Annotated in this window: 19 protein-coding genes and 1 pseudogene; 12 read left to right on the forward strand and 8 right to left on the reverse strand. The window is 71.9% G+C overall.

The genetic code is table 11. From position 1 onward, the window contains the following. Positions 1-84 precede the first annotated feature (84 nt). The 3 genes from ACZ4VW_RS16300 to ACZ4VW_RS16310 all read right to left on the reverse strand — a co-directional run bounded on the left by ACZ4VW_RS16300 (position 85) and on the right by ACZ4VW_RS16310 (position 3,507). The gene (locus ACZ4VW_RS16300) at positions 85-2,202 is read right to left on the reverse strand and encodes an NHLP family bacteriocin export ABC transporter peptidase/permease/ATPase subunit (RefSeq protein WP_467963179.1); all 2,118 of its coding nucleotides are present in this window, start codon (positions 2,200-2,202) and stop codon (positions 85-87) included. A gap of 149 nt (positions 2,203-2,351) precedes the next feature. Continuing rightward, positions 2,352-3,158: a biotin/lipoyl-containing protein gene (locus ACZ4VW_RS16305; protein WP_467962729.1), complete on the reverse strand. Its 807-nt coding sequence runs from the start codon at positions 3,156-3,158 to the stop codon at positions 2,352-2,354. 97 nt (positions 3,159-3,255) lie between these two features. Continuing rightward, positions 3,256-3,507: a hypothetical protein gene (locus ACZ4VW_RS16310; protein ID WP_467962731.1), complete on the reverse strand. Its 252-nt coding sequence runs from the start codon at positions 3,505-3,507 to the stop codon at positions 3,256-3,258. Between the two features lie 553 nt (positions 3,508-4,060). Here ACZ4VW_RS16310 and ACZ4VW_RS16315 point away from each other — a divergent pair. From ACZ4VW_RS16315 to ACZ4VW_RS16335, 5 genes are all read left to right on the forward strand, one after another. Then, the gene (locus ACZ4VW_RS16315; RefSeq protein WP_467962733.1) at positions 4,061-6,082 is read left to right on the forward strand and encodes a prolyl oligopeptidase family serine peptidase; all 2,022 of its coding nucleotides are present in this window, start codon (positions 4,061-4,063) and stop codon (positions 6,080-6,082) included. Between the two features lie 409 nt (positions 6,083-6,491). Beyond that, positions 6,492-8,051: a globin domain-containing protein gene (locus ACZ4VW_RS16320; RefSeq protein WP_467962735.1), complete on the forward strand. Its 1,560-nt coding sequence runs from the start codon at positions 6,492-6,494 to the stop codon at positions 8,049-8,051. Further along, complete coding sequence (locus ACZ4VW_RS16325) at positions 8,048-8,848, forward strand: pyridoxamine 5'-phosphate oxidase family protein (protein ID WP_467962737.1); 801 nt, start codon at positions 8,048-8,050, stop codon at positions 8,846-8,848. The genes ACZ4VW_RS16320 and ACZ4VW_RS16325 overlap by 4 nt, the downstream gene beginning before the upstream one ends. A gap of 214 nt (positions 8,849-9,062) precedes the next feature. Then, positions 9,063-11,486: a polysaccharide lyase 8 family protein gene (locus ACZ4VW_RS16330; RefSeq protein WP_467962738.1), complete on the forward strand. Its 2,424-nt coding sequence runs from the start codon at positions 9,063-9,065 to the stop codon at positions 11,484-11,486. 87 nt (positions 11,487-11,573) lie between these two features. Next, on the forward strand, positions 11,574-12,167 hold the full coding sequence (locus ACZ4VW_RS16335) for a DUF998 domain-containing protein (RefSeq protein WP_467962740.1): 594 nt from the start codon (positions 11,574-11,576) through the stop codon (positions 12,165-12,167). 9 nt (positions 12,168-12,176) lie between these two features. Here ACZ4VW_RS16335 and ACZ4VW_RS16340 read toward each other — a convergent pair whose 3' ends face one another. Then, a complete protein-coding gene (locus ACZ4VW_RS16340; protein ID WP_467962742.1) occupies positions 12,177-13,181 on the reverse strand; it encodes a MerR family transcriptional regulator in 1,005 nt (334 codons plus the stop codon). A gap of 3 nt (positions 13,182-13,184) precedes the next feature. Next, the gene (locus tag ACZ4VW_RS16345; RefSeq protein ID WP_467962744.1) at positions 13,185-13,868 is read right to left on the reverse strand and encodes a HEAT repeat domain-containing protein; all 684 of its coding nucleotides are present in this window, start codon (positions 13,866-13,868) and stop codon (positions 13,185-13,187) included. A gap of 520 nt (positions 13,869-14,388) precedes the next feature. Between ACZ4VW_RS16345 and ACZ4VW_RS16350 the strand changes: the two are divergent. Both ACZ4VW_RS16350 and ACZ4VW_RS16355 read left to right on the forward strand, forming a co-directional pair. Beyond that, positions 14,389-14,844 (forward strand): annotated as a pseudogene (locus ACZ4VW_RS16350) (universal stress protein); the annotation flags it as partial. Between the two features lie 173 nt (positions 14,845-15,017). Then, a complete protein-coding gene (locus ACZ4VW_RS16355) occupies positions 15,018-15,284 on the forward strand; it encodes a DUF6213 family protein (RefSeq protein WP_467962746.1) in 267 nt (88 codons plus the stop codon). A 174-nt stretch (positions 15,285-15,458) separates the two neighbouring features. Here the strand turns inward: ACZ4VW_RS16355 and ACZ4VW_RS16360 are convergent, their stop codons facing one another. Further along, a complete protein-coding gene (locus ACZ4VW_RS16360) occupies positions 15,459-15,983 on the reverse strand; it encodes a GtrA family protein (protein WP_467962747.1) in 525 nt (174 codons plus the stop codon). A gap of 388 nt (positions 15,984-16,371) precedes the next feature. Between ACZ4VW_RS16360 and ACZ4VW_RS16365 the strand changes: the two genes are divergently transcribed. The 4 genes from ACZ4VW_RS16365 to ACZ4VW_RS16380 all read left to right on the forward strand — a co-directional run bounded on the left by ACZ4VW_RS16365 (position 16,372) and on the right by ACZ4VW_RS16380 (position 19,684). After that, a complete protein-coding gene (locus ACZ4VW_RS16365) occupies positions 16,372-16,890 on the forward strand; it encodes a hypothetical protein (protein WP_467962749.1) in 519 nt (172 codons plus the stop codon). Positions 16,891-16,990: 100 nt separating this feature from the next. Continuing rightward, positions 16,991-17,836 (forward strand): DUF4097 family beta strand repeat-containing protein, encoded by an 846-nt coding sequence (locus ACZ4VW_RS16370; RefSeq protein WP_467962750.1) that lies wholly within the window; start codon positions 16,991-16,993, stop codon positions 17,834-17,836. A 58-nt stretch (positions 17,837-17,894) separates the two neighbouring features. Then, on the forward strand, positions 17,895-18,896 hold the full coding sequence (locus ACZ4VW_RS16375) for an ATP-binding cassette domain-containing protein (protein WP_467962752.1): 1,002 nt from the start codon (positions 17,895-17,897) through the stop codon (positions 18,894-18,896). Then, positions 18,893-19,684 carry an ABC transporter permease gene (locus ACZ4VW_RS16380; protein ID WP_467962754.1) on the forward strand — a complete coding sequence of 264 codons (792 nt, stop codon included), beginning with the start codon at positions 18,893-18,895 and terminating at the stop codon, positions 19,682-19,684. The genes ACZ4VW_RS16375 and ACZ4VW_RS16380 overlap by 4 nt, the downstream gene beginning before the upstream one ends. Before the next feature lie 135 nt (positions 19,685-19,819). Here the strand turns inward: ACZ4VW_RS16380 and ACZ4VW_RS16385 are convergent, their stop codons facing one another. After that, positions 19,820-21,802, reverse strand: coding sequence for an APC family permease (locus ACZ4VW_RS16385; protein WP_467962756.1), 1,983 nt, complete (start codon positions 21,800-21,802; stop codon positions 19,820-19,822). A gap of 1,107 nt (positions 21,803-22,909) precedes the next feature. On the opposite strand from ACZ4VW_RS16385, the gene ACZ4VW_RS16390 reads away from it, so the two are divergent. Continuing rightward, positions 22,910-23,251: a GNAT family N-acetyltransferase gene (locus ACZ4VW_RS16390; protein ID WP_467962758.1), complete on the forward strand. Its 342-nt coding sequence runs from the start codon at positions 22,910-22,912 to the stop codon at positions 23,249-23,251. A 73-nt stretch (positions 23,252-23,324) separates the two neighbouring features. Here the strand turns inward: ACZ4VW_RS16390 and ACZ4VW_RS16395 are convergent, their stop codons facing one another. Further along, positions 23,325-23,909: a hypothetical protein gene (locus ACZ4VW_RS16395; protein ID WP_467962760.1), complete on the reverse strand. Its 585-nt coding sequence runs from the start codon at positions 23,907-23,909 to the stop codon at positions 23,325-23,327. Between the last annotated feature and the right edge of the window lie 8 nt (positions 23,910-23,917).

Below are 23,917 nucleotides of genomic sequence, written 5' to 3' on the forward strand. Positions count from 1 at the left end.
CCGGACGTACCGGCCGCGGCTCCGTCGTAGGGGACCGCCATCGCGTCGTGACCGTCCACCGCCGGGTGGTGAGGGAACGTCACCTCAGTGCTCCTTGACCAGTTCGGCGTACGCGCCCCGCGCCGCGACGAGGTACTCGTGCCGTCCGCGCTCCACGACCGTGCCCCGGTCGAGCACGACGATCTCGTCGCTGTCGCGCACCGTGCTCAGCCGGTGCGCGATGACCACGCAGGCGCAGCCGCGGCGCCGCAGGTTGTCGATGATGACCTGCTCCGTCGCCGCGTCCAGTGCGCTCGTCACCTCGTCGAGGACCATGACGCTGGGCCGACGCACCAGCGCCCTGGCGATCTCCAGACGCTGGCGCTGACCGCCGGAGAAGTTGCGGCCGTCCTGCTCCACACGGCTGTGGATGCCGCCGGGGCGCCGGGCGACCACGTCGTACACGGCGGCGTCCTCGAGGGCGGCGACCACGGCCTCGTCGGGGACGGAGGGGTCCCACAGCGCGACGTTGTCACGGACGGTCCCCTCGAAGAGGAAGACATCCTGGTCGACGAAGGAGACGGAGGCGGCCAGCGCGCTGCGCGGGATGTCCTCCAGGCGCATCCCGTCGATGCGGATGGTGCCCTCCCAGGGGGCGTACAGGCCGGATATCAGCCGGGAGACGGTGGACTTGCCGCTGCCGGAGCCGCCGACGAGCGCGACCTGCTGCCCGGGGCCGACCGAGAGCGAGAAGCCCTGCAGCAGCGGGGCGTCCAGAGGGCTGTAGCCGAAGGTGATGTCGTCCAGCTCCACATGGCCCTTGAGGCGCCGGGTGCGGGCGGCGGGCTCGCGCCGCGTGTAGAGCGGGTCGACGGGGAAGTTCTCCACGTCCTTCAGACGGGCGACGTCGGCCGCGAAGTCCTGGATCCGTCCGGCCACGCCGTTGAGGCGCGTGATCGGCGCGGTGAAGCTGGTCACCAGCGCCTGGAAGGCCACGAGCAGGCCGACGGAGAGATGCCCCTCCACCGCCCGCATCCCGCCGATCATCAGGATGAGCGCGCTGTTGAGCGCCGCCAGGGTCGGCGCGACCACCGCCAGCCACGCGCTGGGCACGCCGAGCCGCTGCTGCACGTCGAGGGTCGTGGCGTGCTGCCCCGCCCAGCGGCGGAAGAAGCCGTTCTCGCCGCCGGTGGCCTTCATCGTCTCGATGAGCTGGAGACCGCTGTACGAGGTGTTGGTCAGCCGGGCACTCTCGGCGCGCAGCTTCTGGGTGTTGGTGGCCCGCAGGTGGATCACGATCCGCATGGCCACCACATTGAGCAGCGCCACCGCCACGCCGACGACGGTGAGCTGCGGATCGTACGTCCACAGCAGCACCGCGTAGAGCAGGACGACGACGGCGTCCACGCCCGCGGCGGCGAGGTCGCGGGCGAGGGTCTCGGCGACCGCGTCGTTCGACTGCAGGCGCTGGACCAGATCGGCCGGGTTGCGCTGCGCGTAGAAGGTGACGGGCAACCTCAGCAGGTGCCGCAGGAAGCGGGCGCTGCCCAGCGTCGAGGAGATGATCCGCCCGCGCAGCAGATTGGCCTGCTGCACCGCGGTGAGCGTCGCCGTGAGGACGAGGGTGGTCGCCATGGCGGCGAAGAGGACCCCCAGCAGGGAGGTCTGGCTCCCGATGAGGAACATGTCGATGTACGTACGGCTCAGCGCGGGCACCCACGCGCCGACGGCCACCAGCAGGAGGCTGGAGACCACGGCGGCGGCCATCGTTCCGGACGTCCCGCGCAGGCGGGCCGGCATGGCGCTCATGACGCCCGGCTTCCGCCCGCCCCGGCGGAAGCCCGCCCCCGGCTCGAAGGTGAGCACGATGCCGGTGAAGCTCGTGTCGAACTCCTCCATGGGGACGAACCGGCGCCCCTTGCCCGGGTCGTTGACGTACACGCCCCTGCGGCCGAAGCGCCGGCCCATGCCGTCGTAGACGACGTAGTGGTTGAACTCCCAGAACAGGATGGCCGGGGCGCTGACCTCCGCCAGCGCGGCCAGGTCCATCTGCATGCCCTTGGCCTGCAGCCCGTAACCCCGCGCCGCCTTCAGGAGGTTGCTCGCCCGCGAACCGTCGCGGGAGACGCCGCAGGCGATCCGCAGCTCCTCCAGCGGGACGAAGCGGTCGTAGTGCCCGAGCACCATGGCCAGCGCGGCGGCGCCGCACTCCACCGCCTCCATCTGCAGCACGGTGGGGGTGCGGACGGTGCGGGGCTTCCTGCCCCTGGGGGCCGGACGGTGCCGGCGCCCGGGCGGCGGGAGCCGCCGGGAGGAGGAGCGGGAGCGGGCGCGGGTCGGCGCGGGCTCCCGCCCGCGTTCCCTGCGCGCGCTCACGGCAGCAGCCAGTCGACGGGGCGCTGCGCGCTGAGACGGACGGCGCCGGTGACCGGCGTACCGGAGTCGACGGTGTTCGGCGGGCCGTCGGTGGTGGACCAGGCGTAGCCGGACCGGGTGGCGGAGGAGCGCTCCAGCGTCACGAGCACCGCGATGGGGTTGCCCTGCCGGGAGAACTGGGCGGCGAGCCCGCTGTCACCGAGGAAGTTGCCGATCTGCGCCTGTGTCTGGGGCGCGCGGCCCACGGCCTTCACCCGGCCCCGCAGCACGCCGAAGCGGTCCCGGGGCACGGACTGGACGCTCAGATCGACAGAGGCGCCCACCTGGATCGCCGACGCGCTGTCGCCGGGGAGATAGAGCATGGCCACCAGAGGGTCCTCGGGATGGGTCACGCGCTCCACCGTCGCCACGTCGGCGCCGGTCGTGACGACCGAACCCATCCTGGCGAAGAGCGTGGTCACCCGGCCGTCGGCGACCGCGCGCACGGGCCGGTCGCCCTGGTCCGTGCGGACGGTGAGGAGGGGGGTGCCGGCGGACACCGGCCGGCCCTCCTCGACGAGGACGTCGGTCACCTGCCCGGCGACCGGACTCTGCAGCAGATAACTGCCCTCGGCGCGGGTGAGGATGCCGGGCGCGCTCACCTTGGACGACACGGTGCCGGTGAGCGCCCAGAAACCCGCGACGGCCATGACGACGACCGTGACGGCGAGCACGAGGCGGCCCTGCGGGCGCGCGAAGCGTACGGGCACGTCGAGTTCTTCGGGCGATTGCAGCTTGGAAAGCGCCTTTTGGCGGAACTGCACGGACTATTCCTTCAACTGCATTCGTTCCGGCGGGGCGTGAAGGATCCCGTGAACCCCGGAACCGGGAGGGTTCCGGGGTTCACGGGAGATATTCCACTCAGAGACCGGCGATACCGGCGACGGCGGAGGTGTTGACCGAGACGCCGGTGACGCCCATGGCCAGGCCGGGGACGCCACCCGCGAGGCCCTCGACGGCCTGAACGGTCTGCAGGGAGCCGACGGCGCCGAGAACGTTGGTGACGTCGCTGGTCGCGGCGCCGGCGAGGCCGCCGGAGACGCTGACGAGACCGCCGGAAACGGCGTCCAGCTCGGTGTCGGCGATCTCGCGGGTCTCCAGGTCGTTACGCATGATGCGCACCCTTCATTTGTTGGGGGGGAATCCATTTCTGCGGCGATTCGGCAGGCCAGGAAACGGCCGTACTTCTCACGACTGCCGCAGCGCGGATGATCCAAGCACGCGAACGGGCTACCCGGCCAATTAGGTTGACGCCTCCACGGATGCGGTTGTGTACCTCGGACGGCAGCCGTGCAGCTAAATTCACCGAACGGTGACAGCTTCTTCGCAGGATCGAGTAACAGATTCCGGGGTGCCGTCGCGCGCGGGGAATCAATCGGACAGAGCCGCAGCAGACGGGCGGGATCCGCCCGGCGGATCGAGGAGCAATGAGGAGTGCGCGTCCAGGTCACGCCCACGATGTGCAGATTCCCGGAAGGTGCGATGATCCGATGGAGGCTTGCGCCCCACGAGACCGTGGCGCGCCTCGATGCGCCTGCCCGGTGCGCCCGTTCCCGACACGGCACGTGAGGGAGCCTCAGGTCCGCACCTCCACCTCGGCCATCCGCGAGATCTTTCCGTCCGTCGGGCCGTAGGGTGGCGTCATGGCCCGGCTGACACTCCTCCCATGACGACACCGAACGACGACGCCGACCCGTATCTGTGGCTGGAAGAGGTCGAGGGCGAGGCCGCGCTGGAATGGGTGGCCGCGCGGAACGCCGAGACCGCGGCCGCGCTGGTCGCCGATCCCGGCTTCGCCGCCCTGAAGGAACGCCTGCGCGAGGTGCTGGACGCCTCGGACCGCATTCCCTACACCGTCCGTCGCGGGGCGTTCCTCTACAACTTCTGGCGGGACGCCGCGCACGTGCGCGGCGTGTGGCGGCGCACGACGCTGGAGCAGTACCGCAAGGACGCTCCTGAGTGGCAGGTGCTCCTCGACCTCGACGCGCTCGCGGCCGCGGAGGACGAGAAATGGGTGTGGGCCGGGGCCCGGGTCCGCCACCCCGACCACGACCTGGCGCTGGTGTCCCTCTCGCGCGACGGCGGCGACGCGGTCGTGGTCCGCGAGTTCGACCTCGCCACCCGGACCTTCGTCGAGGGCGGCTTCCGCGTGGAGGAGGCGAAGACGCGGATCGGCTGGACCGACGCCGACACCGTCTTCATCGGTACGGACCTCGGACCGGGCTCGCTGACCCACGCCGGCTATCCCCGCACCGTTCGGCGGTGGCGGCGCGGCACGCCCCTGGAGGAGTCCGAGCTGGTCTACGAGGCCGAGGCGGACGACGTGTCGGCCTCGGGCTGGCGCGACACCACGCCCGGGTACGAGCGGGACTTCGTCGCCCGTTCCCTCGACTTCTTCCGTGACGAGACGTACCTCCTCACCCCTGACGGCACGCTCGTACGGATCGATGTCCCCGACGACGCCGACGCCTATGTCCACCGCCGCCATCTGATCGTCACCCTGAAGTCCGACTGGCTCGGCCGGCCGAAGGGCTCCCTGCTGGCGTTCGACTTCGACGACTTCCTGGCGGGCGACCGGACCGCGACGGTGCTGTTCACCCCGGACGAGCGGACCGCCCTGGCCGGGCACGCGTGGACCCGCCACCATCTGATCCTGGAGACGATGCGTGACGTCAGCACGCACGTCGAGGTCCTCACCCCCGCCTCGGACGGCGCGTGGACGCGCACGCCGCTCGCCGACGTGCCGGCCCTGTCCGCGGTCTCCGTGGTCGACACGGACCCGGACGTCTCCGACGAGTACTTCCTGGACGTGTCGGGGTTCCTGCAGCCCTCCACCCTCCACCGAGGGCGGATCGGCGCCGACTCGGAGGTCCTCAAGCAGGCGCCCGCCCGGTTCGACGCCACCGGCCTGACGGTGCGCCAGTTCTTCGCGGCCTCCCCGGACGGCGCACGGGTGCCCTACTTCGTCATCGGCCCCGACCCGTCCACCACCGGCCCAGGCCCCACCCTCCTCTACGGCTACGGGGGCTTCGAGGTCTCCCTCACCCCCTTCTACGGGGCGGTGACCGGCCGGGCCTGGCTGGAGCGCGGCGGCACCTACGTGATCGCGAACATCCGGGGCGGCGGCGAGTACGGCCCCGAGTGGCACCAGGCCGCGCTCGGCGCCCACCGGCCGCGGGCCTTCGAGGACTTCGCGGCCGTCGCCGCGGACCTGGTCGCGCGGGAGATCACGACGCCCGCCGCCCTGGGGGCGGTCGGGGCGAGCAACGGCGGCCTGCTCATGGGCGCGATGCTCACGCGGTATCCCGAGCTGTTCGGCGCGATCGTCGCCCAGGTACCGCTCCTCGACATGTGCCGCTTCCACACACTGCTCGCCGGCGCGTCCTGGATCGCCGAGTACGGCGACCCGGACGACGAGGCCGACCTCCCGCACCTGCGCGCGCTCTCGCCCTATCACCGGCTCGCCGCCGACCGCCCCTGTCCGCCCGTCCTCCTGATGACCTCCACCCGTGACGACCGCGTCCATCCCGGCCATGCCCGCAAGACGGCCGCGCGGCTGCGCGAACTCGGCCATCGGGTGCTCTTCCACGAGAACCGCGGCGGCGGCCATGCGGGCGCCGGGGACAACGAACAGGCCGCCCACAACGAGGCTCTGCTCCACACCTTCCTGTGGCAGCACCTCACGTGAGGGAACGGTGAAGGACCGGCGCGCCCTCTGTGAGGAGTTCGGATCCCGTCGCGTGTTTCTCGTCGGTGAATTCCTCATAATCGCCCGGTGAACGTCTTGTCACATCGGTCGAACTCGTCGGTAACTCGCGACGAAGGCCGAGTTCCTGAGCCCTTGCACGGCGCTGACCAGCCGGAACGCAATGCCGACGACATGGTCGAAGTTCCCGTTCATGGATTCATGACGGCGGGGTATGGTCGATCTCGTTCGAACACCCGGATGCCCTCGCGCACCAAGTGCGGTGTATACCACCGGATTTGAAGGGATGGGGGTAAATCGCCGGGAATTCCGATGAGGAGAGGGAAAACGGGGCACACTCGGACCCCGCGTACGAAGACCGACCGAAAGAAGTTCGAGGCGAGGCGAACCGATGGATGCTCCGACCACCACGTCGGCCGACGGAGACAGGGCCGGCGACAGCACCGGCGGCGGCAGTCGGGACGCGGGCTGGTTCGGTCGAAGCCCCCAGCAGCACCCGGGAGAAGGACCCCGGGACGCGGAGGGCCGGATACCCAGCCGCCCGGTCACACCGATACGCCCGGTGGGCAGCGGCACCGACCGGATGCGTACGGCACACGAGTCACCGGACCGCACCGGCGCCGCGGCCCCCGACCGGGCACAGGCCCCGGCGCAGACCCTGACCTCGGAACGGGTGCCGCCCCAGGCTCAAGCCCCTGCGCCGCACCGGACCCGCGTCGCGGATCCCGAGCCGCACCGGACCCAGGCCCCCGAGCCGCCGAACCCGGCCCAGGCCCCGGCTCCCGAGTCCGCCCCGGCACCCGCTCCCGAGCCCGCCCCCGAGGACATGTCCGACGCCGCTCTCCTGCGCCGCACCATGGCCGAGATCGAGCCGATCGCCGACAAGGTCACCTCGCACTTCTACGCCCTGCTCTTCCTCCGCCACCCCGACCTGCGGGCCCTCTTCCCCGCGGCGATGGACGCCCAGCGCGACCGCCTCTTCAGGGCGCTGCTCACCGCCGCGACCCATGCGGAGGACACCGAGACGCTGACGACGTACCTGTCCCACCTCGGCCGCGGGCACCGGAAGTACGGCACCCTCCCCGAGCACTACCCCGCCGTCGGCGAGTGCCTGATCGGCGCCCTCGCCTCCTACGCCCCGCGGAGCTGGGGCCCGCGAACCGAGGCCGCCTGGGTCGGCGCCTACACCACGATCTCCCAGATCATGATCGACGCGGCGGCCGAGGACGAGCTGCGCGCCCCCGCCTGGTGGCAGGCGGAGGTCGTCGCGCACGAGATGCGGACGCCGGACATCGCGGTCGTGACGGTCCGTCCCGACCAGCCCTATCCCTTCCTCGCCGGCCAGTACACCGCCCTGGAGACGCCCTGGTGGCCGCGGGTCTGGCGGCACTACTCCTTCGCCTCCGCGCCCCGCTCCGACGGGCTGCTCTCGTTCCACGTCAAGGCCGTGCCGGCGGGCTGGGTCTCCAACGCCCTCGTGCACCGCGCCCGTCCGGGAGACGTGATCCGTCTCGGAGCCCCCGCCGGATCCATGACCGTGGACCACAGCACCGACAACGGGCTGCTGTGCCTCGGCGGCGGCACCGGCATCGCGCCCATCAAGGCCCTCGTCGAGGACGTCGCCCAGCACGGCCGCCGCCGTACCGTCCAGGTGTTCTACGGAGCGCGGCGTGACCACGACCTCTACGACATCGAGACCATGCTCCGCATGCAGCAGTCGCACCCGTGGCTCTCGGTCCGACCGGTCGTCGACGACGGCCCCGGCGGCACCCTCGGCGACCGGCTCCCGGAAGCCGTGTGCGAGTACGGCCCCTGGCACACCTACGACGCGTACCTGTCCGGCCCGCCCGGCATGATCCGCCGCGGCGTCGACACCCTGGTGGGCATCGGCATCCCCACCCACCGCATACGGCACGACTCCATCGATGAACTGGTCGGGGCGAGAAATTGAGCACATTCGAACAGACCGGGCACCGGCGGGCGGCGCCGCTGCGCACCGCGCGCCCGGGAAGCGACGGCGAACATCTGGTCCAGCAGCGCACGGGCACCACCGAGCGCGCCGACAAGTTCTACGCCGAGCAGGTTCTCGACCGGCTCAACACCCGGATGCGGGAGTTCGTGGCGCGCCAGGAGATGTTCTTCCTGGCGACCGCCGACCGGCACGGCGCATGCGACAACACCTTCCGCGCCGGCCCGCCCGGCTTCCTCCACGTCCTCGACGACCGGACCCTGGCCTACCCCGAGTACCGGGGCAACGGAGTCCAGGCCAGCCTCGGCAACATCGAGGAGAACCCCCATGTCGGCCTGCTGCTGATGGACTTCCTCCAGGACCGCATCGGGCTCCACGTCAACGGCACGGCCCGGGTCGTGGCCGACGACGAGATGCGCCGCGCCCACGCCGGGCTCGCGTTCGACCCCGTGCCGGGCCGCCGGGCCCAGGTATGGGTGGAGGTCGAGGTGGAGGAGGCGTACATCCACTGCGCCAAGCACATCCCGCACCTGCGGAAGGTGCCTCGCGACGGCTCCGGCCGCGCGTGGGGAACGGACGACTTCAAGCGCAAGGGCGGCGACTTCTTCGGAGCCGCAGCGGAAGCGCCGGAGCGCGGCCCGTTCCTGCCACCGCCGCGCGCGGACGCGGCGACCTGGCGGGCGGAGGCCGAGAGGGTCCTGGAGCGGGCCGAGCAGCGCTCGGCCGCGGCGGGGGAGCAGGTGTTCAGCGGCTGGTTCCGCCGCAGCGTGAACGCGTGAACGCGTGAACGGGCGACCGCTCGACCGGGTGGGCGCATGGTGGCGCGGGGGCATGACCGCGCGCCGCGGAGGCTCGGGCTCCGATTCGGCGTGCGCAGGGGGAAATCCCAGCCCCAGGGGGTAGCAATCGCTTTCTGTCGCGGGCATGCTGTCGGCCACAGCGCCACCGCCGGGCGCTCTTCCCCGGGAGGTCCGCCCCGCCATGCACCCCTCCGTGCCCGCTTCCCCGCTGTCCCGACGCGGTCTGCTGCGTGCCGCGCTGGGCGTCGCCGCCGTCGCACCCCTCGCGGTGCCGCTCGCCGCGACGCCCGCGCACGCCGCCGACGCGTACGACGCGCTGCGCCTCACATGGCGGGACCTGCTCCTCGGCACGAACGTCACGCCGACCGCCGAGCCCTTCGCCTCCAAGCTCGCCGCGCTCGGCGACACCGCCCGCGGTCTGCGCTCCTCGATGGCGCGGGCGAACGGCTCCCTCTGGCCCGACCTGCCGTACGCGGACCCCGAACCGGACACGGACGCCGAGTCGTACACGTACTCCGGCAATCTCAACACCAGTTACCACCGGCTGCGCACCCTCGCCGAGGCGTACGCCCAGCCCGGCACCGGCCTCACCGGCGACACCATCCTGCGGGCCGAGATCCTCGCCGGACTCGACCACCTCCACGACCAGGCGTACAACGCGGCCCGGGCCCGCTACGGCAACTGGTACAACTGGCAGATCGGCATCCCGCAGGCGCTCCTCGACACCGACGTCCTGCTGTACGACCACCTCGGGCCGACCCGCATCGCCGAACACTGCGCCGCCGTCGACCACTTCGTCCCCGACAGCGCCGTGGCCGGCTACACCGGCACCTCCACCGGCGCCAACCGCGTCGACCTGTGCCGGGTCCTCGCCCTGCGGGGCGTCATCGGCAGGTCCTCCGCGAAACTGACCCTGGCCCGCGACGCGCTCTCACCGGTCTTCCCGTACGTCACCAGCGGGGACGGGCTCTACGCCGACGGGAGTTTCATCCAGCACACCTACGTCCCCTACGCCGGCTCGTACGGCGCGGTCATGCTCGGCGGTCTCTCGCTGCTGTTCGCTCTGCTCAAGAGCTCGCCGTGGGAGGTCACCGACGGCGGCCGACAGGTGGTGTTCGACTCGGTGGAGAAGGCGTACGCGCCCTTCCTCTTCAACGGTCTCGCCATGGACGCCGTCTCCGGACGGGCGATCAGCCGGGGCATACAGAAGTCGGACACCCGGAGCGTCCGACAGGACGACCACCTGCGCGGTCACTCGGTCATCGCGTGCGTCGCGCTGCTCGCGCAGAGCGCGTCGGCGGCGGAGAAGGCCCGCTGGGAGGGAATGGTCAAGGGCTGGATCGCCCGCGACTACTACAGCCCGCTGCTCGTCAGCCCCGCGCTCGGGGTCGCCGCGCTCGCCCGCCTCAAGACCGTCGCCGACGGTACGGCCGCGGCGAGCCCCGAACCGTCCGGCCACCGCCTCTTCTCCGGCATGGACCGGGCCGCGCACCGCCGTCCCGGCTGGGCGGCCTCGCTCTCCATGGCGTCGAACCGGATCACGTACTACGAGAACGGCAACGGCGAGAACCTTCGCGCCTGGCACAGCGGTTCCGGCATGCTCTACTGGTGGGGCGACACCTTCGCCAACGGCCAGTACAGCGACCACTTCTGGCCGACGGTCGACCCCTACCGGCTCCCGGGCACCACCGCCTCCCGCAAGCTCCTCACCGACGGCGAAGGCGGCACGTGGGGCGCGGCCCGGCCCGACGCCCGCTGGGTGGGCGGGACCACCGACGGGACGTACGCCGCCGTGGGCCAGTACCTCAAGGGCCTGTCCTCCACGCTCCTGGCCAAGAAGTCCTGGTTCTTCCTCGACGACGCGATCGTCTGCCTGGGCGCGGGGATCCACGGGCGCGACGGCACGGGCGTCGAAACGATCGTGGAGAACCGCAACCTCGGCGAGACCGGCACCCACTCCTTCACCGTCGACGGCACGGCCCAGCCGACCACGCTGGGCTGGAGCGCCACCCTCACCGGCGCGCGCTGGGCACACCTCGCCGGCCACGCCGGGTACGTCTTCCCCGGCGGCGCCCCCTCGTCGAAGGCCCTGCGCACGGCCCGGACGGGCGCCTGGTCGGACATCAACAAGGGCGCCGTGACCGATCCGGTCACCCGCCGGTACCTGACCCTCTTGTTCGACCACGGCACGGATCCGACCTGGGCCGCGTACTCCTACGTCCTGATGCCCGGCGCGAGTCAGGCACAGACGGCGGCCCGCGCGGCCGACACCGGCTGGCTCACCGTCCTCGCCAACACCAACGAGCGGCAGGGCGTACGCGTCCCCTCGCTCGGCCTCACGGGGATCAACTTCTGGCTCGCCGGCACGGTCGGCGACGTCACGGCCGCCGCCCCCGCCTCCGTACTGATCCGGGAGTCCGGCACCACCGCCACCGTGTGCGTCTCCGGTCCGCTGCGCGACGGCGCGACGATCGACCTCACCTGGAACCGCCCCGTGTCGGCCGTACTGTCCAAGGACGCGACCGTCCAGGTGGTGGGCACGGGCTCCGCGCTCCGGCTCCGGATCACGCCGGGAACGCTCGCCGCCACCCACAAGGCGGTGGTCGGGCTCGCCTGACAGCCGTGGCCGACGGCACCCGCGAAACCCGGCGCGACGCGGCCCGTGTGCACGCGGGGGAGGGGGACCGGGCTCTACGGTGGGCCGATGCGACCTGTTCCCAGGTGGGCCCTCCTCTCATCGGGGTGCGCCCCTGTCCTGCTGGCCGGAGGCTGGACGATCGCGGCCGTGCTGGAGGGCCCCGCCTACGATCCGGTGACGCAGACGATCAGCGTCCTGGCGGCCTACGGGGCCTCGGGGTTCTGGGTGATGACGGGAGCGTTCTTCGCCCTGGGCGTCTGCCACCTGCTGACCGCCTGGGGCCTGCGCCCGGCCGCACGCGCCGGACGCGTGGCGCTGGCCGGCGGTGGAGTCGCGGCGTTGATGGTGGCGCTGGTCCCGGTGCCGAGCAGCGGAGGTTCCCTGCGCCACGGTGCGGTGGTGGCGATCGGCTTCGCGCTCCTGGCGGTGTGGCCCGTGCTGGCCGCCGATCGGGACACATCCGCACCATGGGGCCTGCGCCCCGCGCCCTCCTTCGCGGCGACCATGGTGATGGGCCTCGGCGCGGCCTGGTTCATGTTCGAGATGAACCGCCGGGGCGCCGCGGGGGTCGCCGAACGGCTGGTGACGTGCGTCCAGTCCCTGTGGCCCTTCCTGGTCGTCGCCTCCTGCCTCCGCCGCCCCGTCCGATCGACGATCTGAGAAGAGCCGTCACCGTGCCTCGCGCGGCTGGAGGAGGTACACCGCGGTCAGCGCGACGGCGCGGTCCCCGTCCTGCGCCAGCTCTGTCAGGGCGCGTGTCGCCGTCGCGCCCGGTACGGCGGCCAGCGCCTGGGTCAGCCGTCCGCGCGCCGGGGCCCCGATGGTGTCGTCGGCGAGGCGGCCGACGAGGAAGGCCGCGAACTCGTCCGCCCTCGCGGTGTCGCACGCCAGCACGCTCAGCGCATCGGCCGCGTCGGTGTCGTTCCGTCCCTCCACGATCATGTCGATGAGCGCCGGGACCGCATCGGCCACTCCACGTGTCCCGAGCGCCAGAGCCGCGTACCCGCGAACCGCGGCATCGGGGTGCGCGAGGGCCTGCCGCAGCCACACGGTGGCCTCTTCGCCGGGCATCTCGGCGAGGGACCGCACCGCACGCTCCCGTACCGCGGCCGCCGGTGAGCCGAGCCCCTCCGCCAGCAGCGCCGTACCGCTGCCGCCCGAGCGCGCCAGCGCCCACCGAAGGGCCCCGGCGACGTTCGGGTCCGTCTCGCTCAGTACCGCCTCGACCAGGGCCTCCACCGGCACCGTCGCCTCGTCGGCCGACGCCAGGGCGGCGCGCTGGCGTGCGTCGGCGCTCTTCGACCCCAGCGCCTGCAGGAGCGCGACGACCTGGAGGACATCCTCCCAGCCGGCCGGTTCCGCGGCGTCGATCCGGCGCAGGCGCGTCAGCAGCTCCGTCTCGGCCGCGATGCGTTCGCGCGTCTGGCGGATGAGGTCGTCGACGAGCGCCGAGGGCGTGAAGCCGGGCTCGTCCAGCGCCCGCCCGATCTCGCGCAGCGACAGACCCAGCGACCGCAGGCTCTCGACATGGAAGATCCGCCGGATGTCCTCGCCGGAGTACTCCCGATAGCCGGATCCCGAACGGCCCGAAGGCCGGATCAGGCCGAGCGACTCGTAATGCCTGAGCATGCGGGCACTGACCCCGGACCGTCGCGCCACCTCACCGATATACACGCCCTATCGTCCCCCGAGGGGGGAGCCGCCGAGGGCCACGACGCGTTTCGCCTCCTCGATCGCGAAGTCGAATCCGGCCTCCGGGTCGCCCAACAGCCGTTCGGTCGCGAGCGCGTGCGTGCGGACGCGCCCGTCGCGAGCCGTCGCCGCGGCGGCACGCAGAGCCGGCAGGGCGACCTCGCCCAGAGCGATCAGCGCCCGGCTGAGACTCAGCCGTGTCTCCCGCCCACCGCGCCCGAGCTGCGTCGCCAGCACCTCCGCCAACGCGGACTCCTCGCCTTCCGGTACGAGTACGACGGCTGCGCGCCAGGCGGCCCGCGCGACCTCGTCGTCGGCATCGCACAACACCGTCCGTGTGATCGCCGGCCAGACCTGGCGGTCCCCGATCTTGGACAGCGTGTGCAGCGCCTGGCTCCGCGCCTGCGTACGCTCCGAGCCGACCTCACCGACCAGCGCCGGGAGCGTCAAGGACACCGGATGGCGGGTGAGCGCCCAGGTCAGCATGTCGCGGACGAAGAACTCGGGCTCGACGGCGGATCGCTCGACGAGCGCGCCGACGAACCGCGGGTCCGGTGTCGTACCGACCTCCAGAGCCGCTCGAAGCCGCACGGACGCCCGGCCGTCCTCCAGTGCCTGGAGCGCTCGGAGCGCTGGTGCCGGAGTCATGTCCTGCCGTGCCATGGTCATCGGGACCACCTCCTCGACACGGAGTGAAGTCCTTGTCACCGTGTCAAGGTCAAGCAGGGCCGACCGCGTGATGCCCGCTTCAGTCGGGAGGCTCCTCGGACGGCTCCGGCTTGGCGTCCGGATCAGGCTTCGGGTCAGGCTCCGGCTTCGCGTCCGGCTCCGGCTTCGGCTTCGGGTCCGCGGGATGGGGGTCGCGGGGCACGGCATCCGGCTCGGAAGGCACCGGGCCGGGGGCGTCGGGCCCAGGTCCGGGCGTCGGGTCGGTCATCACATGGCTCCGTTCTCGTACGTTCCCGCCGGGGGCGACCCCGTCACCAGCGGGCACATGACCCCGGCCCCGTCGCGGGGCGGGTGCCCTGCTCACGGTGGCTCATGCGCGGGCGGACGGAGGGGCGCGGGCGGAAGGAAGGGGTGGGAGCCGCGGGCCGGTCGGTGGTGCGTACCGCTCGCGGTCCCGGGTAGCCGGTCACTGTCGGACCCGTGTCCGGCCCCGCTCGTACCGACCGAGGAGGACTTGGCCATGAGCATCGGCGACGACCGGACCACTCACGTGGTCGTGGGTGTCGACGGATCGCCCGCGTCGCACGAGGCGCTGCGGTGGGCCGTGCGGCACGCGCGGCTGATCGGGGCGACGGTGGACGCGGTGGCCGCCTATGAGGGACCGGCCGCGTACGAGGTACCAGGGGCCGCGGGGTGGGCCGCACCCGCGGTGGACGCCGGCTTCGACGAGAAGCAGGCCCGCCAGGACCTGTCGGAGGAGATCCGCACCGTGCTCGTCCAGGCCGACGGCGTACCCGTGCGGGAACATGTCGTGCAGGGCAACCCCGCCCAGGTGCTGATCTCGGCGTCGGTCGGCGCCGAACTGCTGGTCGTGGGAAGCAGGGGGCGGGGCGGCTTCGCCAGCCTCCTGCTGGGCTCCGTCAGCCAGCAGTGCGCCACGCACGCGTCCTGCCCGGTCGTCATCGTCCGCGCGGAGTCCTCGGGCGAGGCTCTGGCCGCCGAGGTTCCGGCGATGGAGGTTCCCGCCGTAGAGGTTCCGAATACCGAGGCTCCGGTGGCCGGGGTCCCGGCGACCGAGTTTCCCGCGACCGATGTTCCGGCAGCCCGGGACCGCACCTGACCGCCCGCTTCGTCGAAGGACGGATCACCATGAACGCCTTGGTTCCCCTGCTCTCCGCCCCGGGCGGCCCGCTGCTGATCCCCGCCGAACAGGTCACCGGCCTGATGCGGGGCGTCGCGGCCGGCTGGCTGCGTTCGACCGAGGCCGGCGACAACGATCTCGACCCGCGGTCCGTACTCACCCTGGCCCAGGCGCTGAGCGAACTGGCCGATCAGCTCGACGCCGAGTGCATCGCGCTCATGCCGGTCAGGGACGAGCAGGACGACCCGAGCGGCGGCGCTCCACCTCCGCAGTGAGGGGCGGGCCGCCGACTGGTCCGTGAACGCCCGCCGTGGGCTGCTCCAGGAACGCCCGCGGTGGGCTGCTGGCGTCATGGGCGACGCTCTGGGCTGGACGCTGACCGGAGTGCTGCCGTGGCTGCCGTTCGCGACGGCCGAGCGTTCGGCGTGGGGGTTCCGCGACCCGGCCGGTCAGGCGGCGCGGCAGAGCGTCGTGGGGGCGCTCGGGGCCGAGGGGCGGGGCACACTCGCGTACGACGGGGCGGCGGCACGTGGGGTGATTCCGTGCTGCGAGCGGTTCCGTGCGAAGACGACGATGCGGAGCACCGCGTACCGTGCGACACCCGCCAGCGCGGAGGCCGAAAGATAGACGGCCTGTTCGACGATGGCTCCGGGTGACGTCACCAGATGGTGCAGGGCGAGCATCGCCCCGCACGTCACCGCGTACGCGGCCGCGGCGGAGCCGGCGGACTGCGCGTGCTGGCGCCAGGTCGCGCGCCCGCCCACGCCGAAGGTGAAACGGGCGTGCAGTTCGGTGGCGAGGAGCGTCGAGACCGCGGTGATCACGGCGTTGGCCAGAACCCACGGGACCCAGGAGCCGAGAGCCGCCACGGCGAAGCTGGAGGCGAGCCCCACTCCGCCGCCGCAGACCACGAAGCGGGCGAAGGAACTCAAGGGGCCGGATGCCGCCCGTCGCCGGCTGTGCCCTCGCTCCATGACGCGACCCCTTCTTGATGTCTCACACGTGCGCAGCGCCCACGCGACCGGAAAGGTCGCGCCGCGTAGGCGCTGCGCCATCGATGACGCCATTGTGGCGCATGAATGGCGTCATGGCGAGCCACTTTCTGATGTCACCTGCGGCGCCACGTGCCGCCCGCCTGGCGGCGACCGAAAAGGCCCAGGTGGGAGCCGTCGGCCTCCCACTCATGGGGTGGGGGATGGGTCGCCTCTTCGCGGCGCTCCCCTGGAGTTCGGTGTGCGGCGCCACGATCGCCCCGGTGGCGTCTCTGTATCTGTGCAGGTCAGAGGGGTGTTGCGAAAAAGAGAGTCATCGATGTGGCCCGGCCGCTTGCATTTGGCGCCACGATGGCGCCATTATGGCGTCATGGACCTCACCCCGTATGTCGACACCCTCCGCCGCGAACTCGCGGTGGCCGCCGAAGCCGGCGGCGATGAAGCACGCGAGCTGGCCGAGAGGCTCACTGCTCCTCTGGAGTCGGCGACACGGCTGACCCTGCTCAATGTGCTCTCCGCCGCGACGGCCGAGATCACCCGCGAGCTCGCTCCCGGCTCGGTCGACGTACGGCTGCGCGGCCTGGACCCCGACTTCGTGGTGGCGCTGCCGTCGACCGGCGGTGCCACGCCCGTCGAACCGGCCCCGTCCGCCGAGGTGTTCACGGCCTCGGCTCCCGCCGAGGGGGATGAGGGCGGCACCGCCCGCGTCAACCTCCGCCTCCCCGCCCACCTCAAGGTCCGCGCCGAGGAGGCCGCGGCCCGCGAGGGTCTGTCGGTCAACGCGTGGTTGGTGCGGGCCGTGTCGGCCGCGGTCGGCGGCGGGACCCCGCAGCGTACGGCGGAGAAGCCTCCGACCATCGGGCAGAGCATCACAGGCTGGGTGCGCTGACCCGGCCCGGGTCACGGCACCGCAGGACCACCGCACCACTTCACTCACACCACGTCCCACCAGCGGGGACGTCCCCAGGACTCAAGAGGACGGGACAGCCATGCCTTCTTTCGACACTCCGGCACCGATCACGGCCACGGCCCGCGTGGAGGCCGGTTCCATCCAGTTCGTCGCGGGTGACCGTTCCGACACCGTCGTCGAGGTGCGGCCGCGCAACCCGAAGAAGGACCTGGACGTGCGGACCGCCGGCCAGACCGAGGTCACCTGTGCGAGCGGCACGCTGACCATCAGGACACCCAAGTCCAACCTGTTCGGCCGTACCGGCGTCGTCGATGTGATCGTCGAACTGCCCTCGGACTCGCGGATCGACCTGACCGGCGCCTGGACCCAGGTGCTCGGCGAGGGCCGCCTCGGCGAGGTCCGTGTGAAGACCTCGTCCGGCGACGTCCGTCTCGACACCACCGGCCCGCTGGACCTCACCGCGTCGCACGGCTCGATCACCGTGGACCGGGTCGAGGGCAAGGCCGACATCACCACCAGCTCCGGCAGTCTGCGCGTCGGTCTCGTCGACGGCTCCGCCGTCCTGAAGAACTCGCACGGCACCACGACCCTCGGCGCCGCGACCGGCGACCTGAAGGTGAGCGGCGCCAACGGTGACATCGAGATCGGCCGGGCCGGGGGTTCGGTCGCCGCCACCACCGCCCACGGCACCCTGCGGGTGGGCGAGGTGGCCGGCGGCACCATCCAGCTGGAGACCGCCTACGGCGCCATCGAGGTCGGCATCCGCGAGGGAACCGCCGCCTGGCTCGACGTCCACGCCGGCTCCGGCCAGGTCCGCAACACCCTCACCGCCTCCGACGCCCCGGGGCAGAGCGAGAACACCGTCAGGATCCGCGCCCGTACCCGCCACGGCAACATCGACATCCGCCGCGCCAAGACCGCCTGAGTACCCCCGCCCTCACCGCTCCATCCCCTTCACCTTCAGCCTTCGAATGGAGGGCTCCATGCCTTCTTCTGTCATGTCCACGTCCAGCATGGCGGGCGGTCCCGCGTCGCCTGTCGCCATCTCCGCCGCCGGGCTGCGCAAGTCCTACGGCGACAAGAGCGTGCTCGACGGGATCGATCTGCGTGTCCCGGCCGGTTCGGTGTTCGCGCTGCTCGGTCCGAACGGCGCCGGCAAGACCACCGCCGTGAAGATCCTTTCCACCCTGATCACGGCCGACGGCGGCCAGGCGCAGGTCGCCGGGCACGATCTCAACGGCAGCCCGCAGGCGGTGCGCGCCGCGATCGGTGTGACGGGGCAGTTCTCCGCCGTCGACCATCTGATCACCGGCAGGGAGAACATGCTGCTCATGGCGGATCTGCACCACCTGTCCAAGAGGGAGGGGCGGCGGGTGGCCGGTGAACTCCTGGAGCGGTTCGACCTGACCGAGGCGGCGTCGAAGCCCGCGTCGACCTACTCCGGCGGGATGAAGCGGCGTCTGGACATCGCCATGACCCTGGTCGGCGCTCCGAGAGTCATCTTCCTCGACGAGCCGACCACCGGTCTGGACCCGCGCTCGCGGCACACGATGTGGCAGATCATCCGTGAACTGGTCGCCGACCAGGGGGTGACGGTCTTCCTCACCACCCAGTACCTGGAGGAGGCCGATCAGCTCGCCGACCGTATCGCCGTGCTCAACGACGGGAAGATCGCCGCCGACGGCACCGCCGAAGAGCTCAAGCGGCTGGTTCCCGGCGGGCATGTCCGGCTCCGCTTCACCGACCCGGCCGCCTACCGCGGCGCCGTCGCCGTACTGCGGGAGGTGACGAGTGACGACGAGGCGCTGACCGTACAGATTCCCAGCGACGGCAGCCAGCGCGAACTGCGCTCCCTCCTCGACGGACTGGACGCCGCCGGCGTCGAGGCCGACGAACTCACCGTCCACACCCCCGACCTCGACGACGTCTTCTTCGCCCTCACCAGCAGCAACGTTCCCCACCAGTCCAAGGAGTCCGTCCGATGAGCACTCTGTCCCTCGCCGTGCGCGACTCGACCACGATGCTGCGCCGCAACCTCCTGCACGCGCGCCGCTACCCGTCCATGACGCTGAACCTTCTGCTGACGCCGATCATGCTGCTGCTGCTCTTCGTCTACGTCTTCGGCGACGTGATGAGCGCGGGCATCGGTGGCGGCGGGGCGGACCGCTCCGACTACATCGCCTACATCGTTCCGGGTCTGCTGGTGATGACCATCGCCAGCACCGTGATCGGGGCCGCGATCGCCGTCTGCATGGACATGACGGAGGGTCTGATCGCCCGTTTCCGCACCATGGCGATCCACCGCGGCTCCCTGCTCATCGGGCACGTCGTCGGCAGCGTGCTGCAGGTGCTCGCCAGCCTCATCCTCGTCGGCGCCGTCGCGGTGGCCATCGGCTTCCGCTCCACCGACGCCACCGCCCTCGAATGGCTCGCCGCAATCGGGCTGCTCGCGCTCTTCGCCCTGGCCCTGACCTGGATCGCCGTCGGGATGGGCATGGCGAGCCCGAACCCGGAGGCGGCCAGCAACATGGCCATGCCGCTGATCCTCCTGCCGCTGATCTCCAGCGCCTTCATCCCGGCCGACACGATGCCGGGCTGGTTCCAGCCGATCGCCGAGTACCAGCCCTTCACGCCGGTCATCGAGACCCTGCGGGGCCTGCTGCTCGGCACCGAGATCGGCCACAACGGCTGGCTCGCCGTCGCCTGGTGCCTGGCGCTCACCGCACTCGGCTACATCTGGTCCAAGTCGATCTTCAACCGCGACCCCAAGTAGCCGGAAGGGCCGGCCTCCGCCCGAACGCCGAGGGCGGCGTACCCCGACACCACGTCGGAGTACGCCGCCCGTCGGTGTCCCCGGTCCGTCCGACGCGGCACCGGAGCGCCCCGCTGCCCGGTGTGGCCGTGCCGGTCAGCCGCCGACGTGGATGCCGGGGCGGCGGCCGGGCTCGGGCTCGTGCTTGCGGATGATCTCGCGGGTGACGGGTGCGGTGTCTCCCCGGCCGAGGAGGAAGTAGCGGAACATGTGCTTCAGAGGGCTTCCTTCGGCCCAGGCGAAGTAACAGTGCGGCAGGATGCCGGTGGTGTCGCGCAGGGCCAGCAGGATCGCCGCGATGGCGTTGGGGGCGGCCGGGGCCTCCGCTCGCAGGATCCGGTATCCGTCGACCTCGACCCCACGGACGGCGAGGACCTCGCTGAAGTCGGACGGATCGACCACATCGATCTCCAGGAACAGCACGTCCGCCGGGCCGGGCACCGGATTGGTACCGCGCTGCTCCCGTTCCTTGTCGCGGTACTCGGCGCTGTCGCCGGCCTGGCGGCGGTTGGCGATGATGTTGATCGAGTTGTCATGGGCGAGGGTGTCGGCGATGAACCGGCGGGCCGCCTCGTCGAAGACGAGGCGGTCGGCCCGCAGCTCGGTCGTACGCGACACGCGGGAGATCAGCGACACGGCGACGATGCCGGCGATGAAGAAGCCGGAGATGGTGATGCCGTCGGGCTTGTCGACGATGTTGTGGACCAGGGCGTAGAGCAGAACCAGGGTGAGCAGCGTGAAGGCGGCGGCGGCCGCCCGGCGCCCGTGGCGTGCCGTGGAGACGGTGACGGCGAAGGCGCCGGACACCATCATGGCGAGGATGCCCGTGGCGTACGCGCCGGCCTGGGCGTCGACGTCGGCGTCGAAGGCGATCGTGATGAGGACGCACAGGGCGGTGTAGACGAGGACCACGGGCCGTACGGCGCGGCCCCATTCGGGGGCCATGCCGTAGTCGGGCAGATAGCGGGGCACGATGTTGATCAGACCGGCCATGGCGGACGCGCCGGCGAACCACAGGATCAGGATGGTGCTGATGTCGTAGACGGTGCCGAACGCCTCCCCGACGTGCTCATGGGCCAGCCAGGCCAGGGCACGGCCTTTGGCGGCGCCGCCGGCCTGGAACTCCTTCTCGGGGATGAGGACGGTGGTGACGAAGCTGGAGGCCAGCAGGTAGACGCTCATGACGAGCGCGGCGGTCGTCAGGAGCTTGCGGGTGTTGCGGATACGCGAGCGCAGCCGTTCCTCGTCGTCGGCACCGTCGGCGGACACCAGGGGCATCATGCTCACACCGGTCTCGAACCCCGAGAGGCCAAGCACGAGCAGCGGGAACGCGAGAAGCGCGGGAGATATCAGGTCGCCGAACCCCGAGCCGCCCCCGACGAGCGCGTCGGTCCAGGCCGAGAACGCGCCTGGGGTGGTGATGACATGGACCAGGCCGACGGCGATGACCACGGCGTTGAGTGCCAGGAAGATCGCGACCAGGGGGATGGCGACACTGACCGCTTCGCTGAAGCCGAGGAGGAACACACCGCCGAGCACCAGGAGCAGGGCCACGGTGAGGGCCACCTCGTGGCCGTGCAGCGCCTCGGGGAAGAATGGGTTCTCCACCACGTGGACGGAGGCGTCCGCGGTCGACAGGGTGATGGTGATGATCCACGACGTGGCGACGAACCCGAGCAGGACCAGGACGAAGAGCTTGCCCCGCCAGAACGGCAGCAGGTCCTCCAGCATCGCCACCGACCCCGCCCCGTGCGGGCTCTCCTCGGCCACCCGCCGGTACATCGGCAGCATCCCCAGCAGGGTCAGGGCCACGATCAGCAGGGTCGCCAGCGGGGAGACCGCGCCCGCCGCGAGCGCGGCGATGGCCGGCACGTAGGCGAGACTGGAGAAGTAGTCGACCCCGGTCAGGCACATCACCTTCCACCAGGCGTGCGGCTCGGTGTGACCTCCGCCCGCCGCCGGTCCGACGGGCTGCACCTGGTGGCGCAGCATCCACCGCGCCAGCCGCCCGGTCGGCTGCGGCCGGAGAGCGGGGCTGTCCACCACCGCGGGCACCGTCGGGCCCTTCGTGTCCTTCATGTCTCCCATCGACTTTCTCGCTCCCACCGTCAGGTGTGTCGGTCACCGCCCGCGCGGCAACGCGATCACCGAGTATGGGACCTTCCGGCGACACGGATGACCGGCGCGGAACGCGTGGTGCCGGCCCCTCGGGGCGTGCCCTGACACGCCCGAGGTCGCGCCGGAAGACGCGCCGGGCGGCTTGTCACGCGCGCGGTGCCCGCTGGTCCACCGGCGGGCGAGACGGCCGGACCGCCCCTCCCCACGACACCGGGTCGGGCCGCTCAACGCGAGCGACCGCCCACGAGCGACGTACGGCGGCGGCCGGGCGACGCGGCACGCACTCCGCCGCCAACAGCGCGTCCCACCTGGGGTGTTGCCCCGCCACGGGACAACGGGCAGCAGAACGGATCGGCCACGACGGCGGCCGGCGACCACCACCACCTGTTCCCGGCCGTCGCAAGGCGCAGAGAGCGCGTCCGTACGCGATCACGCTCACGCCGGCCCCGGCCGGCGCGTCCACACCACGTCGAACGCGAGGGCCGGCACGAGGGGAATCACCCCCGTGAGCAGACGACGGCGGCCGCCGTCCGCGCGGCATCTCCCGACGCGATTCCTGGCGCTTTCTTAACGCCGGGCCCTCCCGCCTCCGCTCGGGCCGCCTCGCCCGGATGGATCACGCCTGCTCGTACCGGGCCGGTCATCGGTGGAGGGTGACGGTGACGCGTCGCCCCGACGGCGCGCATGGGGAAGCGCGTGAAAGGGGGAGCGGCCATGCCGCACAGGACGCCGTCACCCTCCGGGTCCGCGACGGCGTGCTCCCGCACGTCACCGGCAGTTGCCCCGCGGAATCGGCGCCCGACGCGGAGCTGACGCTCGGCGAAGCCCGACCTGCGAGCCCTGCTGCTCGGCCAGGCGGACGCTGCCCACCCGCTGCGGCAAGGGGCCCTGGAGGCACGGAGGGCGACCTCGGGAAGGTGGCCGAGCTGCTGGGCCACCTCGCACAATCCGACCCGGACTTCGCGATGGTCACCCCCCCCGCACGCGGATGCGGGCCCCGAGGCCCGGGCGCGCACGCGGTCTGAAAGAATTCGGCACGCCAGCGAGGCACCACGCGAAAGGCACACCATGACCGAGCAGACGACCCTTCCCACCGTCCTCCGCGTGGACCCCCGGCACCGGTACGAGATCCTCGTCGACGACAAGCGCGCGGGCCTGACGGCCTACCGCGACCGCGAGGGGCAGCGCGTCTTCTTCCACACCGAGATCGACGACGCGTATGCCGGGCAGGGGCTGGCCTCGATCCTCGTCGAGCAGGCCCTGACCGACGTGCGCGCCTCCGGGATGCGTATCGTCCCGGTCTGCCCCTACGTGGCGAAGTTCCTGAAGAAGCACGAGGAGTTCGGCGACATCACCGACCCGGCGACTCCCGAGGTCGTCCAGTGGCTGGACGGCGTACTGGGGCGCTGACCGCCCGCCACGCCGGACCACGTCGACAGCCGTCGCCCGGGCGACCGCGCCGGCCGCCCGGGCGACGACGCCGTCATCGGGTCAGCAGACGGTTGAAGAACGAGCGGTACTGGCGCAGCGCCACGCGCAGGCTCTCCGTGTCGCTCTCGCCCTTGTTCCACCGGCCCTCGAGGCTCTGCCGGTGGTCGGCGAAGGTGGCCGCGAGCGTCTGCATCACGTCGGCGACCAGTCCGTCGGCCGCCTGCACCGCCTCGCGGGGGTCGTCGACGAACAGGCTCTGGATGTCGTGCCAGCGGGTACGGAAGCCCTGCTCGTCCTCCGCGTTCAGCAGCGCGGGGGAGTCGTCCGCCTCCGGCTCCGCGGCCCCTGGCTCCGCTCCCCCCGGTCCGGTCGCCGGTGGTTCCGCTGCCCGTGGCTCCGCCGCCGGTGGTTCGTCCACCGGGGGCAGGGTCCCCGTCGCTCCGTCCGCCGGAGGCTCGTCCGTGGGTGTGATGTCCTCCGGGGCTGCCGCGCCGGCGGTCCCGGTGCTCTCGCCCGGGTACATGGGCGGGGTCGGCTCCGATCCCGGCTCTTCGGCTCCTCCGCGGTCGTGGGCGCGGACGATGTCCTCGGTCGACAGGCCGCTCTCGGACGGCTCGGGTATGTCGTGGTCACGCATGTGTTCCT

The sequence above is a fragment of the Streptomyces sp. NPDC029139 genome (assembly GCF_055564335.1).